Source organism: Enteractinococcus fodinae (assembly GCF_031458395.1).
Taxonomy (GTDB): Bacteria; Actinomycetota; Actinomycetes; order Actinomycetales; family Micrococcaceae; genus Yaniella; species Yaniella fodinae.
This window is the reverse complement of the sequence record NZ_JAVDYJ010000001.1, coordinates 152156-166864: the sequence shown is the minus strand read 5'-3', so window position 1 is coordinate 166864 and position 14709 is coordinate 152156. Positions and strand designations below refer to the sequence as shown.

Below are 14709 nucleotides of genomic sequence, written 5' to 3'. Positions count from 1 at the left end.
GCGCATGGTCTCGCTGCGCGCGCCACGCGACTAGCTCAGCGACACCTCCTCCAACAGTCCACTTGACACCGGATTTGACGCACATCACACTGATGATTACCGTATGAATGGTCAGTAGATAATTATATAGCTCACATCCGGAGAATTCTATGTCACAGGCATTGGGCACCAACGGTGCATCCCCTGGCACGACCGCAGGGATCCAGCAGGGTCACTTCGGTCCGCACGACCATCCCCGGTGGGGATTTGATAGAGCTTCCGAATGGTTGGGCGTGACCGTCACGGAATACGCACCGGGTTATGCCAAAGGGCAGATGCAGGTGCGCGAAGAGATGCTCAATGGTTTTGAGATCGCCCACGGTGGCATGATCTTTGCCTTTGCCGACACGATCTTCGCTTGGACGTGCAATAATCCCGACGGCGATGGCTCAACCATCACCGTGGCTCAGGGAGTCGATGTGAACTTCCTGTCGTCCCCAACAGTTGGCACTGTGCTGACTGCGGTTGGCACGACTCGGGCCGCTACGGGACGCTCAGGCCTGTGTGACATCACTGTCTATGACGATAAAGAAAATGTAGTCGCCGAATTCCGAGGTCGGTACCGGACAATCCCGAACCCGCACCAATAGCACCCCATCAGCGATACACAGAAACGTAAAGGACACACCATGACGACCAACAGCGTTGTACCCCCAGCGAACGAAGTTCCACAGCCATGGACACCACCTGCTCCACCAGCTGACCGGAGTCAACTCGATTCCGAAGAACTTTACAGTCGTACTGAAATCGAAGCCCTGCAATATGAACGCCTGCGCTGGACCCTGCATCACGCATACAACAACGTGCCGGCCTATAAAGAGCTCTACGACAACCATGGCGTGCACCCAAACGATTTCAAGTCGCTAGAGGATCTGAACCTCTTCCCGTACATCGACAAAGAATTCTTACGCGAAAACTATCCATTCAAGGCACTGGCGGTGCCGATGGAAGACATTCGTCGTATTCACGCGTCTTCCGGTACCACGGGCCAGCCGACCGTCGTTGCCTACACTGAAAACGACATCGAGCTGTGGGCCTCTCTGGTCGCTCGTTCAATGCGCGCGTCCGGTGTCAAACCCGGCTGGAAAGTCCATAACGCGTACGGCTATGGACTGTTCACCGGTGGGCTTGGCGCACACTACGGTGCAGAGCGCCTCGGCTGCCCCGTTATCCCGATGTCCGGTGGTCAGACCGAGAAACAGGTGCAGATGATCATGGACTTCGAACCCGAGGTCATCATGTGCACCCCGACCTACCTGTTGACCCTGGCCGATGGATTCCATAAGGCCGGTATCGATCCGAAAACGACTTCGCTGAAGGTTGCGGTCCTGGGCGCTGAGCCATGGACCGAGGGGATGCGTCAGGAAATCGAAAGCATTTTCGATCTGAAAGCCTGCGACATCTACGGTTTGTCCGAACTGATGGGCCCCGGCCTGGCCGGTGAAGCCGTTGACACCCAAGATGGCTGCCACATTTGGGAAGACCACTTCCGCCCCGAAATCATCAACCCGATCACAGGCGACGTCTTGGAAGATGGCGAATCCGGCGAACTGGTGCTGACCACGTTGACCCGTGAAGCACTGCCGATCATCCGGTTCCGCACCCACGACCTGACCAGCCTGTCCCCCGGCACCGCACGTCCGGGCCACCGTCGACTCAACCGGATCACCGGTCGCTCCGATGACATGATCATCCTGCGCGGGGTCAACGTGTTCCCGACCCAGATCGAAGAGCTTGCGTTGGAGATCGAAACACTGTCGCCGCACTTCACGCTGGAAATCACACGTCCGAATCGGATGGACGAGATGACCATCAAGATTGAGCGTCGCGAAAACGCCAGCCGTGAAGCCGCCGAACTCGGCGGCAAACAGCTATTGGCGCAGATTAAGACTCGCATTGGCTGCTCTTGCAAGATCGAAATAGCCGAGCCAAATACGTTGGCGCGCTCTTCCGGGAAGCTCCGTCGCATCTACGATCTGCGCGAGCTCAACTAACGAAACCTACGTGCCTGCCGTGGAGAGCCAAGCATTGGCCCTCCACGGCAGGCAACGTACGATAATGATTGACTTTCTGATCGCCGCTGCATCACCCTGGCTTTCACTCAAGGAGCTTGAATGACCACTACACCCACTCCGACCCAAGCGACCCGTCGTGGCCGCCCCGGATACGATCGCCAAACCCTGGTGGATCTTTGTGTGAAGGTCTTCAACCGCCACGGGTACGAAGCCACCAGCATGGGCATGCTCGCCACGGAGCTGGGTATCTCCAAGTCGGCGATCTATCACCACGTCAAGACCAAAGAAGAAATTCTTCAAAGTGCACTCGATGATGCGCTTGATGGACTCGAAGCTGTGACAGAACAGGCGGAGCATACCGCCGGCCCCGCTCGGGACAAGATCGAAGCGCTCATCAAGGGTGCGGTTAAAGTCCTAGTCAACAGGCAGCATTCCGTCACCCTGCTATTGCGACTCCGCGGCAACTCCGAGGTTGAAACGAAAGCCCTCTTACGTCGTCGTGACCTGACGACGCGGCTGGCAAGCCTCATCGCTGATGCCCAGGCTGAAGGATCCGTTCGAGAAACCACCAGCCCTAAAGTACTGGCCCGTCTCATCTACGGAACCGTCAACTCGCTGGTTGATTGGTACTCACCAGAAAAATCCGCTGGCGCAGAGCAAACCGGAGATGTTTTAGTCGACCTGATTTTTCAAGGCATCGAACAAGACTAGCCACCACGCGGTGGCAGCGAACCGGTCGGGGTAGATCGTGAGTGACCCACGTCCTGCTGTTTCTGCCTCCGTTATGCCGTGATGAACTCGGTAGAGTCCCGACCCAGGGCGGCCGGTGGGGCATTCTCAGTGATGTGAACGCGCAACGTTTTGGCGAATGCGTCTGCATCTCCCGTGCGGAGATACTCGGTGAGTTGCACGTGTTCGGCGATGATTTCGGCGCCACGATTCAGTAGTCGGTCGCCGGCGGCAAAAAGTACGAAACGGTGTCGGTCGGACAACTGTGCGTAGAGTTCCAGCAGCACCGTGTTACCGCCAGCCTCCACGAAGCCCCGGTGAAACTCGAGGGTGAGGTCGATGAAGCCGCGAAGGTCGCCACGGGTGAGTGCTTCGCGCTGTTCTGCGATGGAGCGATCGAGACGATCGGCCAGCCGGTGGCGCAACTGCGTGGATGCTCGGTCCACCGCCGTGGTTTCCAGAAGGACGCGGGCCTCGGCAAGCTCTGCGATCGTGCGCTCACTCATGCCCTGGACCAGGGCTCCGCGCTTAGGATAGATAACGATCCACCCCTCATCCTGGAGCCGAGCAAGGGCAACACGGATGGGTGTCCGGCTGACCCCGAGGTCGGTCGCCAACGCATTCTCACCGAGCATCGTGCCGGGAAGATGGGTGCCGTCGAGGATCCGCTCGCGAATCACCTGATAAGCACGCTCAGCAGCGCTAGTGCTATTACCTGTCTTCGCCATGTGCGTGACCTCCTCGGTGCTGTTTTCTCCAGATCGGGCAGAGTAGTCCCTCAACCCGTCTTCTCGCCTCCCATTATGATCGGAGCCCGGCGTTTAGCGCACTTGTGACTGCTCGAGGCCAGCGTCTTCTTTCTCACCGGTGGGCTGTGCTCTTCCGGGCCAGCGCATCAGTGGAATCGCTTTCACGGAGAAAGCCAGGGTGATGAGCAGGACCCCGGTTGCCATGAGGTTGATCCCCAGGAAGCCGCTTGTCTCCAGTACGGTCCCAGCCATCGCTGCCATCAACGCCCCACCGAGGTTCATTGCCGAATCCGACGCGCCCTGCAGTGGAATCTTCGCGTGACTGGGCACCGATGACGTCAACAGCGCCGAACCGCCGATGAGGAACATCGACCATCCCACTCCGAGCAGCAACAATGCAACACTCAACAGGACCATTGATGATACCGGTGCCAGGGCGTCGATGACGCCGAGTGTGATCGTGAGAATAAAGACCCCAGTACCGGCCGCGATCACCGTACCCGGCCCCCAGCGGTCAGCCATCCACCCGAAGACCGGCGACAGCGCGTACATCCCGGCGATGTGAATACTGACCACGATGCCGATCGCGCCGAGGGAGAACTCCTGATGGTCCATATGGACCGGCGTCATCACCATGACGTTGGTCATCATCATCTGCCCGGTGATTACCGTGACTATGGCAAACAACGGAACCGGCCGCGCCAACGCAAAGCGCAGCGCCGCACCGAGCTTCAGCGTCGCCGGTGCAGCTGTGCCGGCGGGCTGAGTATTGCTTGCTGTGTCTTGTTCCACTCCGCGGGCTAGGGTTGATGCTGACAGGGTGGCCAAGGCGAACGCTGTCATCGAGATCAGGTAGGGTCCAGCCAGGCCATTCATTCCCAGCGCATCGCCGAGGCGCGCACCAGGTTCGGTGAAGCTAGGGCCCAGCACCGAGCCGATCGTGGTCGCCCACACCACCAGCGACATCGCTCGTCCAGCCGCTGCCGGATCAGCCAGATCAACGGCGGCGTACCGAGCCTGCAAACCCGCAGCTGTAGATGATCCGCACATCATCATGCCCAGCATGAATAACGGCAGGAATTGCACCGCCACGCCCAGCAACACCACCCCGGCACCGAGCGTGCCGATCCCGAACCCGAGAGTAAGCGCCGTCCGCCGACCGCGCCGACCTGCTAATGCCGCCAACGGGTAGGCGACGAGACCGGCCCCGAGAATCACACTCATCTGCGCGAAACCCGCCATCGCGGTGCGTCCTGAAATTTCCTCGGCCAGTAGGCCGCCGACGGCATAGCCCGATGCGATCCCAGCACCGGAAAACAACTGGGCAATAATCAGCTTCGCCTGCGCCCGTGTACGCGTCTTCATCAACGCCCTACCTTCTCTCTGACCCGCTTGGCTGAGCGGCGATCATCGCTCGCACGCCCTGCCACTGTTATAGCTGGGATCCATCTTGGATACAAGAAGGCTAGCCGCTACTTACCGGGCTCGTACTATTGAGGCGGCGCGGAGTGCTTCAGCGATGTTGATGTCCACGTTGAAGCGTTGTCCCAGAGAGTCTCGTTCTGAAGGGCGGTGGCGTTGGACGGCTCCGCGGCGGAGTTCAGGTAGTACCGCCGGGAGTCGTTATTTATTGCAGCCAGCCTTGGCTAGGCAGTCAACCTCTGCCCCTCAACGGGAACTCGGCGTTGACCACCTAGCGTGGGTAGAGGTCAAAAACACCCCGGTGTGGCCGGGCTCCACCCGACCTGCGGTGTCAAGATTCCCTTATTGCTGTACAGCTGACTTACTCAGGGCTGGTTGTTCCGCGTGAGAAATGAGGGACTGGAAAATTAGACGACGGTGTTCCTCATTGGCTGAGGCTTCTTCGGGGTGCCACTGCAGTCCGATAACCCATGCTTTGTCTTCGTGCTCTATCGCTTCGATACTGTTGTCATGCGCGTATGCGGTCACGGTTAATCCCGAACCGGGCTGGTCAACGGTCTGGTGATGGGCACTTCGAACACCGATGGTTCCAGCGCCTCCTAGGATTTGCGCGATCTGAGAGTCGGGCACAAGTTCTACTTTTTCGTCCATGAACCCCATGTCGCCGTCCCCAAGATCTTGGCGATGTCCTTCGATATGCTCAACTAAGGTGCCGCCTTGGGAAACGTTGAGCAACTGGGATCCGCGGCAAATGCCGAGTACCGGCTTGTCTTCTGCCACCGCACGACCAACGGAATCCAGGCAGAACTTATCGGCTTTTGCATCGATCCATGGCATCTCGGTGGACAGGTCGACGTCGGAATAAAAACCCGGGTGAACATCAGGGCCGCCCATATATACGAACGCATCGACCTGGTCATGCCAGGTGGTTCCACGCTCTTGGAGTGTGGGCGCAGAGCTGTCGATGACTAATGGCCTGCCGCCTTGGTCCCGAATGGTGGTGACAGCCTGCATCGTAAGGTCGTGGATAGCTTGTGCCGACCAGTTACTTAATTTAGGTGTCCACAAGGAAACAACGACGGCGATGACCGGGCGGCCATCCTTTTCGAAGTCCTGTTCCTGTTGAAAGTAACGAACCGAAAAGCCTGGGTGTTGCTGAGTCAATATGTCCTCCTTATGGTTCACTGTGCTCGGCACTGAAAAGATGTAGGAATAGGTGCAGTTCAAGTGGGTCTTTCTGCACTAGTGGAACACTGCGCTCCGCAAGATAATTCCTGATCTTCCGCGCTCACTTTTGCAGTTTTCTCCGCTCTTATAAATCCGGCTGAACACAGCCAGTATTCGGCGGGACGAAGCGTTGCTCGGGCGTGCATCTGCCCGACATCTGGCGTGCCTTGGTAAGCGCGTCCACCGTTTACGTGCTCTTCAGTCGTGTGTGAGAGTTAAGAACAGCGTCAAGCTAATACTCGATTTTACAGCTCGTTTCGGAGGGCAGTCACGTGACGTTTTCCATTTGTGCGTATGACCCTGCCACAGGGCAGCTGGGTGTTGGGGCCATTACAGCGCTGCCCGGGGTTGGCAAACTCGTTTCTCATGCACAAAGCGGGGTGGGCGCAGCGGCTACGCAGGCCACGCTGAATCCCTACCTGGCACTGGACGGTCTGGCCCTGATGGCCGGAGGTAGCAATGCTCAGGCGTCGCTCGAAGAAGTCATCCGCCGCGACGATGGTCGGGAATATCGCCAGCTTGGCATCATCGATGCACAAGGCAATACAGCCGCTTGGACCGGGTCCAAAACTCCTGAATGGTCGGGGCATTTGCAGCGTGGCAACGCGGTCGCGCAAGGAAACCGACTTGTCGGAGCAGAAACACTCGAGGCCACGATGGATGCCTTCGATGAGCACGAGAACCTCGAGTTGGCCTATAGGATCCTGCGCGCTCTGCAAGCCGGCGAAGCGACAGGCGCGGATCGGCACGGTTCGGTCTCCGGTGCGATCTATGTGGTCGACACCGAACAGTACCCACTGTGGGACGTGCGCGTCGATGATGCCACTGATCCCGCCGCAGCGTTGGACGCGCTCGTGGAAACGTTTGCCGAAGACTTGATTCCGCAGGTCCGAAAACTACCCACGCGAAATGACTACGTGGGGGAACAAACACGAGAGGCAATGGCCGAAGACTCTGCTGGCTAATCAGCTAGACGATGGCGAGGCTTCTGCCAGGATATGAAAATAATCATCTCCCAAAATAAAAGCAGGAGAACTCTGTTTGCGCCTCTTCGGCCGGTGTTAGGGTAAATCACCCATAAAGCACTAAGCGACCCAGCGGATTGCAGAACACGAACATTCCGCTGCTGATGAGCATAGGAGGGACTTATGGTGTGTGCTATTGCAGGTGAACTCGCGTTTCGAGGAGCCCGAGCAGAAACAGGCGCAGTACAGAAAATGGCCAACGCCCTGGGGACGGCTAACGACAACCGCATCTGGAATAACGGGTGGGTAGCATTCGATCAGATACCACTTGGCAACACCGGTGCTTCCGCAAGCTCGCAGCCCACCTACGATGCAGAACAAGAACTCGCGGTAGTCTTCGATGGGCATCTAACCAACCGTGACGAACTGTACTCCGAACTCGCCAAAGATCACCGGTTCCGCGCCGGCACAGATGCCGAGGTAATCCTTGCAGCGTATAGCAAGTGGGGCGAAAGTTTCATCGAGCGGTTACACGGCGAATTCGCCATAGCTCTTGCAGATTTGCGACGCCATCGACTGCTGTTAGGCCGTGATCGGTTGGGCGTCAAACCATTATATGTAGCGCATCTCAACGGGCGGTTACGCTTCGCGTCGACATTGCCCGGGCTGGTGGCCAGCGGCGGAATTGATACGTCGGTCGATAGGATCGGGCTGCATCACTATATGAGCTGGCATTCCATTGTGCCCGCGCCACGTAGCATCCTCACTGGGGTCACCAAGCTGCCACCGGCCACCATGCACATCATCGACTCCGATGGCCAGCTATCCGAGCGCGTGTATTGGCAGCCTGACTATTCGCGCAACCACGTCTATGCGAATTGGGATGAGCAAGACTGGCAGGAAGCTATCTGTAATGCGCTGCAAGTTGCAGTACAACGTCGTCTCGATGACGACACGGGGGTGCTCTTATCCGGGGGCCTGGATTCCAGCCTGCTGGTGGCATTGATGGCAGAGGCCGGCCAGCGCGATATACCCACCTTCAGTGTCGGTTTCGACTCCAACGGCCAACAAGCAGGCAATGAATTCGAATACTCGGATCGGATAGCCGAGGAATTCCAGACGGATCATCACACCCTGCACATTGGATCGGAAGAATTTGCTGGGGCGGTCGGTGACGCTGTGGCCGCCATGATGGAGCCGATGGCCAGCCATGATGTCCCGGCCTTTTATCTGCACTCTCAAGCGGTCGTGAAACACTCCAACGCGGTGCAATCTGGCCAGGGTGCCGATGAGCTCTTCGCCGGATACCGGTATCACCAAGTCGCTGAATCGGTACCTCGAGAGTCAGCGTTGGCGGTGTTCGAAGAAGCGTTTGTGGATCATACCCAGCACGAACTGGCACAGATCCTGAACCCAACCTGGTTGACGTCTACGGATGTGAGCCACGAACGACTTGCTGACAAGCTCAGCGCTCCGGGGGCCGAAACTGCGATAGATGCAGTGCTCCGGCTCGAAACGCAACTGCTCATGGCAGACGATCCAGTCAAACGCGTCAGTAACATGTCGTCGATTGCCGGGCTTGAAGCCCGCGTGCCGTTTCTTGATCACGAACTGGTCGAGCTGGTTGCGGCGTGTCCCATCGAACTGAAAACTGCCCAAGGCGGCAAAGGCATCCTGAAAGATATCGGCCGGAAGCTCTTACCGTCGGAGGTCATCGACCGGCCGAAAGGATACTTCCCCGTTCCAGCATTGGGGCACCTGCAAGACCCAATCCTCACAGACATCCGCGAGGCGCTGCACGCCCCGGAAGCTCAGGAGCGAGACCTGTTTCGCCGCGACTACATCAACGCTCTGCTGGACAACCCCAACGACCAATACGTGCCCACGGGTGGCAACACCTTATGGAAGCTAGGGCTGTTAGAACTTTGGCTCCAAAGCCACAATGTTGGGTAGTCCGGCTATCCAAAGAATTCAAGATATATGAAGGGACGCGATATGCGGAAATTCGGAGTCGAAGAAGAATTACTGCTGGTAGATGCAACTTCTCTGAATCCCCTGCCTGCAGGAGAATTGATCGTCGCCAGGAACGGGCGGGAAACCCCCACGGGGCACAAGCTCACCACGGAATTTAAACAAGAACAGCTGGAAGTGGTTTCTCCGCCGCAACTTACCCTTGCTGAGCAGCTCGAGACGATCCGCACGGGGCGTGCGCTGGCCGAAGCCGCAGCCGCGGAGTCCGGCGGGCGGGTCGCCGCGATGCCCACTGCTCCGGCAACAGACAGCCCGCGCCGGACGCCCGGCCCACGAAACCACAAAATGGCACAGCGGTTTGGGCTCACCGCAGCTGAACAGCTCACCAATGGTTTTCATATCCACATTGATATCGATTCTTGGGATGAGGGCGTAGTCGCACTAGACCGCATCCGGGTGTGGTTGCCCTTGTTACTAGCACTGAGCAGCAACTCGCCCTTCTGGAACGGCGTCGATACCGGTTTCGCATCCTACCGGTACCAGGCCTGGTCACGCTGGCCAACCGCAGGCCCCACGGAAATCTTCCATACCGCTGCCGCATACGAAGCACATCGCCAAGCGATCTTGGACACGAAAGTTCCCCTGGATGCGGGCATGCTCTACTTTGATGCTCGCCTGTGCGACCATCAACCTACCCTCGAGGTTCGTGTGGCTGATGTCTGTCTCAAGGCTGAGCACGCGGCCGTTGTCGCTGCCCTGGCCAGAGCACTCGTGGAAACGGCGATCCGCAAAGGCGACGAGGAGCCTGCTGGTGTATCGGCCAACCTTCTTCGAATTTGGTCTTGGAAGGCGAGTCGCTACGGGGTGGAAGCAGAGTTGATCAATCCATTCACTGGGACACCAATTGCCGCACGCGATGCGATAGCGCAGCTGCTGGATGAACTTGCACCAGTCCTGAGCGAATACGATGAAGAAGAGACCGTGCAGACCGTGGTGGCAGAAATCTTGCAGGGCGGTTCTGGGACCGGAATACAGCGAGAAGCGTATCAACACCACAACAACATGTATGACGTCATGGATGCTGTTGTGCACGCCACCCATGACCACCACGATTCCCAACGGGTAGGTATCGGACCGAGCTAGTAAGAAAAGCCACCTTGCTATTGGGCACCTCACACCGTGTGCCCCAATAGCTTGATTCGTTGGTTAGGCGGAGGGCTCGCGGTACTGTTGTACCTGACCTTTTCCAGCTAAACACAGCGAATGAAGACTTTCACTGCGCAAAAAAGTGGGCGCATTACAAGGAGACCCGGTGTCCAACAATTCCATCATGACGACGTATGTAACGCCCTCACCCGGGCAGAAAGTCCAAGCGGACCTTGCCCGATCATGGCTGCTCGTCAATGCCACCCGGCCTGAAAGCTTTCAGGAGGCGGAGGACTCTGCAGCCGACGTCGTCGTGCTGGATATCGAAGACGCTGTGGCGCCCAAAGATAAAGAGCGTGCGCTGAAACATGTCACTGAATGGTTCGCGGCAGGTCACACCGGTTGGGTACGCATCAATGCGTATGGCAGCCAGTGGTGGGAACACGACGTCAGCGAGTTAGCACAATACATCACCCATCAACTCGATGGCCCGCACCATAACGGTGGGCTGCTAGGCGTGATGCTCGCGATGGTCGAATCCACCGACCACGTCAATGAGACCGCCGCGCGCCTGCCGGGCGTGCCCATTGTTGCGCTCGTAGAAACCGCCCGCGGCCTGCAACGTATCAACTCGATTGCTGCCGCTCGCGGCACCTTCCGGCTGGCCTTTGGGACCGGAGACTTCCGCCGCGACACCGGCTTTGGCGGGTCAGCCCGCGCGCTGGCCTATCCTCGCAGTCAATTCACCATTGCCTCAAAGGCCGCGATGTTGCCTTCGCCAATTGATGGGCCCACGCAAGGCACGATCAGTAAGAAACTGATTCAGGGTGCTTCCATTGCCTCAGAATTCGGATTTACCGGCAAGCTGTGCTTATTGCCAGAACAGACCGCAACCATTAATGCCGGTCTGAGCCCGTCGCAAGAAGAACTCACCTGGGCCCATGACTTCTTGGCCGAGTTCGAAGAGGCCGGCGGTCAAATTCGTGACGGCTCAGACCTGCCACGATTGGCGCGGTCAAATAGCATTATTGAACTCGCCGAAGCACTCGGGATTGAGTGGCGTCGTCCGGGGTCATCAAGTGATTACTCCCCGAACGACACCTACTACTACTAATTACTCACTGCTCGGTAAGGCGTCTTCAGGGTCCGTTTCGGCGGATTTGTTGAACGCATCCTGGCGGGCATAATCGTGGACGTCTTGCAGGATCTTGTACTGCCGGAGTGCATCGTCTGCCAGTTCTTCGAAGACCCCTTGTGGCACACCCAGGGCCTCGGAAATCGGCATCAGGGAGCGCCAGCCGTGCAGCTTTCCAGTCACCGCTGACATCATCAACTCGGTTTCTAAGACCAAGACCGATGGCGTGATTTTGACACCCTGCGGGAAGAAGGACTTGATCCGGGCTAGCCGCTCACCGACCCACAGGGCGGGTGCGGTGACCCCGGGACGTGGGAACCCTTGGGCTTGGATGAGTTCTTCCAGGTAGTGATGCTCGACGCGGATCTCTTCGGCCACCGTGGCGATATCCCCGTATTTCGGGGTCTCCATGAACGCTTCGGCAAGCTTCTGAATGCGGTTTAGCCCTGCGGTGGCGCCGGCGAGGTGATCCGACATGTACTGGCGGAGCGCAAGGGCATCAATGTCCTCCGGCAATTGGTGCTCGGCATCCGGTAGTGTAAACGGCGCCGTGGATTGCGGATCGCGGGGCCGCATCGGGGCCGACCGTTTACCGCTACCTTCCGCCATGCCTTGGATAAGTTCTTCTAATGCCGCAGCTCCGCTCATCGACGGCCACCAGTCGAGCTCTCGTTTGGCTCGACTATTATCCATCAGGGGCACGCGCAGAGCCATGTCCAGCCAGCCTTCATCGGCGGCTAGCACTCCTGTTCGATGTGCTGCTTTGATGAGCGGGCGCAACGCTTTGCTCGGGACCGGGACCACTCGGCCGTATTTCGAGTTCCCGGTGACCACTCCCCCAATGCGGGCGGCGTCGAGCACGTCATCGGCGCAGATATTGAAGGCCCCCTCAGCACCCTTAAGCGCCGCCAGCACGTAGGCTCGTGCGACGTCATCGGTGTGCACCGCTTGGGCTCGCACATCCTTGGGGAACGGGATAACCGGTGGCCGTCCGAGTTGGAGCAGCTGCACGGGTGCCCACTTGCCGAGGAAGTATCGCTGAATCTCTGAACCGGCACCGCCCTGAAATTTCAGAGCTGGCCGCAACCGGGCGACGGTCACCTCCGGGTGAGCCGCTTCGAATTCATCGATGACGCGTTCTTGGGCCGCTTTATCTACACTGTAGTGAGAGCTCTCGATGCCTTCGGTCGGCCATGATTCGTCACGCAACTCATCGTCATCGACCGGTGAATACGCTCCAACCGAGGAGGCGACCACGATGTGTCGAACACCTGCCGCCGCGGCTGCTTCTAGCACGTGGCGAGTGCCATCGACGTTTGCACGCCGCAGCAAGTCGCGTTCTTTATTGGGCTGGATGAGCCATGCCAAATGGATCACCGCGTCGTAACCGTTCAGCGCTTTTTCCAGGTCCGCGCGGGCACGCTCGAATTGAATATCGATCTGTTGCCAGTCCGCCTGCCGGTACGGTTCCATCTCGCGGTTCGGTAAACGCCGAGCAATGCCGAGGATTGATTCGACTTCATCGCGTGCGGCGAGTTCGCGCAGCACGGCGGTCCCTGCATTGCCCGTGGCTCCAACGACTGCAATTCGCATGACTTACTCCTGTGTTGCTTGTTAGTGGTCTTCAAGCAGCGATGAGATGATTCCATAACAACACGGCGAGACGATGGGAAACAATGTTTTAGGCTCGCTTACTCGTGCAACCGGAGCGTTAACGAACAACCGCACCGCCCCAGAAACTCTGGAACGGTGCGGTTCGAGACGACCAATTATTCTTAGGGTGCTTCGACGGGTTCGTCTTGTGGTTGTGGGGCCGGTTGCTCTGGTACCGGCTGTGGTTCGGGCTCCACCGGTGGTGGCACAGCGTCTTCCGGCATTTCAGGTGCCGGTTCCTGTTCCTCTTCGGGGAGCACTTCTCCTGGCTGTTCCGGCTGCTCGATCTCGTCATCCTGTGTAGGAGCCGGGACTTCTGCCGGGTCACCCTCTGCCGGATCTTGGACGCCTGTGATGGAGGTACCAGTGCTGTCTGGGCTCGTGCCGCCCGTATAGGACGACACTGGGCGACCGGTGGCCAGCTCGAAGATGAAGATGACCGCCATCGTGAGGGCGAATAACCCGGCGGCGAGCGCAGCGACGCGTTTCCACCGGATATTCTTCAGGGCCTCTTTGAAGGTCGGTTTGACCTTGCTCGAGAGCGCCTCGCTTCCGGTATGTTCCTCATCCTCGGCCGAAGCTTCGGCACGAGATGGTTCGTTGGGATCCCGCTGAGCGCTGATCGAGGTGGTGTCCTGCCGGGTGTCCTTCTTCGAAGAGCCGCCGACCTTTTTCATTTTGTCGGCGGTTTTTTCGATGCCCGTCTTGGCGCGCTGCAGGTAGTAGGCGTAGATGGCCCCACCCACAGTAATGATGAAGGTACCGATACCGGCACCAATCCAAGTACCGGCTGCACCGGTGGTGGACAGCAAGACAGCCGAGGTCACCGAACCCAGCCCGGAGCCAGCGGCTCCGACCCAGTTAATTTGTGGTCCTGCTTCTTTTGCCATAACACCCCCATCCTAATCCGCTGGTCGCCAGCCGTCGCGTTCTATCACTCAATCACGCCACAAGCGAGGCGGTCGCCAGCATCCCCGGTGTTCAGGGTGTCTTCGTCAGGTTCGTCACCGTCGAGATAGCGCTCGGGAACATGGGCGAAGTTATCCGGATCCGAGTGCACCATCACCGCGGTGCCCTCCTCGCCTTCTACGAGCAGCGACTCATCGAGGCGATCGGTGTGAAATGACATGGTGGCGGTGCCGTCTTCATTGACGTGTAGCGGCGGCATGTCTCCGGCGTGTTCTGGGTGGTCTTCGGCATCATCGGCTGTCAGGTGTCCACCGGCGGACATGAAGTCACCGGTGTTTTCTGGGTCGTTGGGGTCTTCGCTATTGGGTTCGCACTCCCCATTCTCGTGGATGTGGAATCCATAGAAGCCCGGGTCGAAGTCTTCCACGAGTGCCACGACTTCGGTTTGGACATCTCGGTCATAGAATTCGACCTGGCCGACGGTTTCCGCATCGGCGTCCATGAGCTCGGCGGTCGCAAACGGACCTGTCCGTTCATCAGGGTGAGCACCTTCTCCCTCGGCTCCGCCACCTTCTGTGTGGTCTCGAGGTTCTTGTTCCTGCCCCTCCTCTGACCCGCAGCCCGCAAGTGCGAGCCCGGCGGCCGCTAGGACGGCTGGGAGGCGAGATTTGGAGGATTGTTTCGTGTGCATACGGCATTTCCTTCCTGTGTCGTGCTGTACCGCCTGACGGAGGGTAGGAGGCGGCTGT

At 58.5% G+C, this 14709-nt stretch carries 13 protein-coding genes; 7 read left to right on the top strand and 6 right to left on the bottom strand.

The window, feature by feature from the left end; genetic code table 11:
• The first annotated feature begins 149 nt into the window (after positions 1 to 149).
• From J2S62_RS00760 to J2S62_RS00750, 3 genes are all read left to right on the top strand, one after another.
• A complete protein-coding gene (locus J2S62_RS00760) occupies positions 150 to 629 on the top strand; it encodes a hotdog fold thioesterase (RefSeq protein ID WP_310170150.1) in 480 nt (159 codons plus the stop codon).
• A 39-nt stretch (positions 630 to 668) separates the two neighbouring features.
• The gene (locus J2S62_RS00755) at positions 669 to 2033 is read left to right on the top strand and encodes a phenylacetate--CoA ligase family protein (protein WP_310170147.1); all 1365 of its coding nucleotides are present in this window, start codon (positions 669 to 671) and stop codon (positions 2031 to 2033) included.
• A 120-nt stretch (positions 2034 to 2153) separates the two neighbouring features.
• Positions 2154 to 2765, top strand: coding sequence for a TetR/AcrR family transcriptional regulator (locus J2S62_RS00750; protein ID WP_310170145.1), 612 nt, complete (start codon positions 2154 to 2156; stop codon positions 2763 to 2765).
• 71 nt (positions 2766 to 2836) lie between these two features.
• Here the strand turns inward: J2S62_RS00750 and J2S62_RS00745 are convergent, their stop codons facing one another.
• The 3 genes from J2S62_RS00745 to J2S62_RS00735 form a co-directional block, all read right to left on the bottom strand.
• Positions 2837 to 3511, bottom strand: coding sequence for a GntR family transcriptional regulator (locus tag J2S62_RS00745; RefSeq protein WP_310170143.1), 675 nt, complete (start codon positions 3509 to 3511; stop codon positions 2837 to 2839).
• 93 nt (positions 3512 to 3604) lie between these two features.
• Positions 3605 to 4897 carry an MFS transporter gene (locus J2S62_RS00740; protein ID WP_310170141.1) on the bottom strand — a complete coding sequence of 431 codons (1293 nt, stop codon included), beginning with the start codon at positions 4895 to 4897 and terminating at the stop codon, positions 3605 to 3607.
• A 399-nt stretch (positions 4898 to 5296) separates the two neighbouring features.
• On the bottom strand, positions 5297 to 6118 hold the full coding sequence (locus J2S62_RS00735) for a gamma-glutamyl-gamma-aminobutyrate hydrolase family protein (RefSeq protein ID WP_310170138.1): 822 nt from the start codon (positions 6116 to 6118) through the stop codon (positions 5297 to 5299).
• Between the two features lie 335 nt (positions 6119 to 6453).
• Between J2S62_RS00735 and J2S62_RS00730 the strand changes: the two genes are divergently transcribed.
• The 4 genes from J2S62_RS00730 to J2S62_RS00715 all read left to right on the top strand — a co-directional run bounded on the left by J2S62_RS00730 (position 6454) and on the right by J2S62_RS00715 (position 11377).
• Positions 6454 to 7146: a DUF1028 domain-containing protein gene (locus J2S62_RS00730; protein ID WP_310170135.1), complete on the top strand. Its 693-nt coding sequence runs from the start codon at positions 6454 to 6456 to the stop codon at positions 7144 to 7146.
• 183 nt (positions 7147 to 7329) lie between these two features.
• On the top strand, positions 7330 to 9099 hold the full coding sequence (locus tag J2S62_RS00725; RefSeq protein ID WP_310170133.1) for an N-acetylglutaminylglutamine amidotransferase: 1770 nt from the start codon (positions 7330 to 7332) through the stop codon (positions 9097 to 9099).
• 27 nt (positions 9100 to 9126) lie between these two features.
• Positions 9127 to 10260: a glutamate--cysteine ligase gene (locus J2S62_RS00720; RefSeq protein ID WP_310170132.1), complete on the top strand. Its 1134-nt coding sequence runs from the start codon at positions 9127 to 9129 to the stop codon at positions 10258 to 10260.
• A gap of 187 nt (positions 10261 to 10447) precedes the next feature.
• Complete coding sequence (locus J2S62_RS00715) at positions 10448 to 11377, top strand: HpcH/HpaI aldolase/citrate lyase family protein (RefSeq protein ID WP_310175679.1); 930 nt, start codon at positions 10448 to 10450, stop codon at positions 11375 to 11377.
• Here J2S62_RS00715 and J2S62_RS00710 read toward each other — a convergent pair whose 3' ends face one another.
• The 3 genes from J2S62_RS00710 to J2S62_RS00700 all read right to left on the bottom strand — a co-directional run bounded on the left by J2S62_RS00710 (position 11378) and on the right by J2S62_RS00700 (position 14651).
• Positions 11378 to 12991: an NAD-dependent epimerase/dehydratase family protein gene (locus J2S62_RS00710; protein WP_310170129.1), complete on the bottom strand. Its 1614-nt coding sequence runs from the start codon at positions 12989 to 12991 to the stop codon at positions 11378 to 11380.
• Positions 12992 to 13173: 182 nt separating this feature from the next.
• A complete protein-coding gene (locus J2S62_RS00705) occupies positions 13174 to 13941 on the bottom strand; it encodes a hypothetical protein (RefSeq protein ID WP_310170128.1) in 768 nt (255 codons plus the stop codon).
• Positions 13942 to 13985: 44 nt separating this feature from the next.
• A complete protein-coding gene (locus tag J2S62_RS00700) occupies positions 13986 to 14651 on the bottom strand; it encodes a superoxide dismutase family protein (RefSeq protein WP_310170126.1) in 666 nt (221 codons plus the stop codon).
• Between the last annotated feature and the right edge of the window lie 58 nt (positions 14652 to 14709).

Coding starts and splice junctions, on each gene's coding strand:
- J2S62_RS00705 (WP_310170128.1), bottom strand. CDS start 13,941: ATGGCAAAAGAAGCAGGACCACAAATTAACTGGGTCGGAGCCGCTGGC.
- J2S62_RS00750 (WP_310170145.1), top strand. CDS start 2,154: ATGACCACTACACCCACTCCGACCCAAGCGACCCGTCGTGGCCGCCCC.
- J2S62_RS00715 (WP_310175679.1), top strand. CDS start 10,448: ATGACGACGTATGTAACGCCCTCACCCGGGCAGAAAGTCCAAGCGGAC.
- J2S62_RS00745 (WP_310170143.1), bottom strand. CDS start 3,511: ATGGCGAAGACAGGTAATAGCACTAGCGCTGCTGAGCGTGCTTATCAG.
- J2S62_RS00755 (WP_310170147.1), top strand. CDS start 669: ATGACGACCAACAGCGTTGTACCCCCAGCGAACGAAGTTCCACAGCCA.
- J2S62_RS00725 (WP_310170133.1), top strand. CDS start 7,330: ATGGTGTGTGCTATTGCAGGTGAACTCGCGTTTCGAGGAGCCCGAGCA.
- J2S62_RS00710 (WP_310170129.1), bottom strand. CDS start 12,991: ATGCGAATTGCAGTCGTTGGAGCCACGGGCAATGCAGGGACCGCCGTG.
- J2S62_RS00760 (WP_310170150.1), top strand. CDS start 150: ATGTCACAGGCATTGGGCACCAACGGTGCATCCCCTGGCACGACCGCA.
- J2S62_RS00700 (WP_310170126.1), bottom strand. CDS start 14,651: ATGCACACGAAACAATCCTCCAAATCTCGCCTCCCAGCCGTCCTAGCG.
- J2S62_RS00720 (WP_310170132.1), top strand. CDS start 9,127: ATGAAGGGACGCGATATGCGGAAATTCGGAGTCGAAGAAGAATTACTG.
- J2S62_RS00740 (WP_310170141.1), bottom strand. CDS start 4,897: ATGAAGACGCGTACACGGGCGCAGGCGAAGCTGATTATTGCCCAGTTG.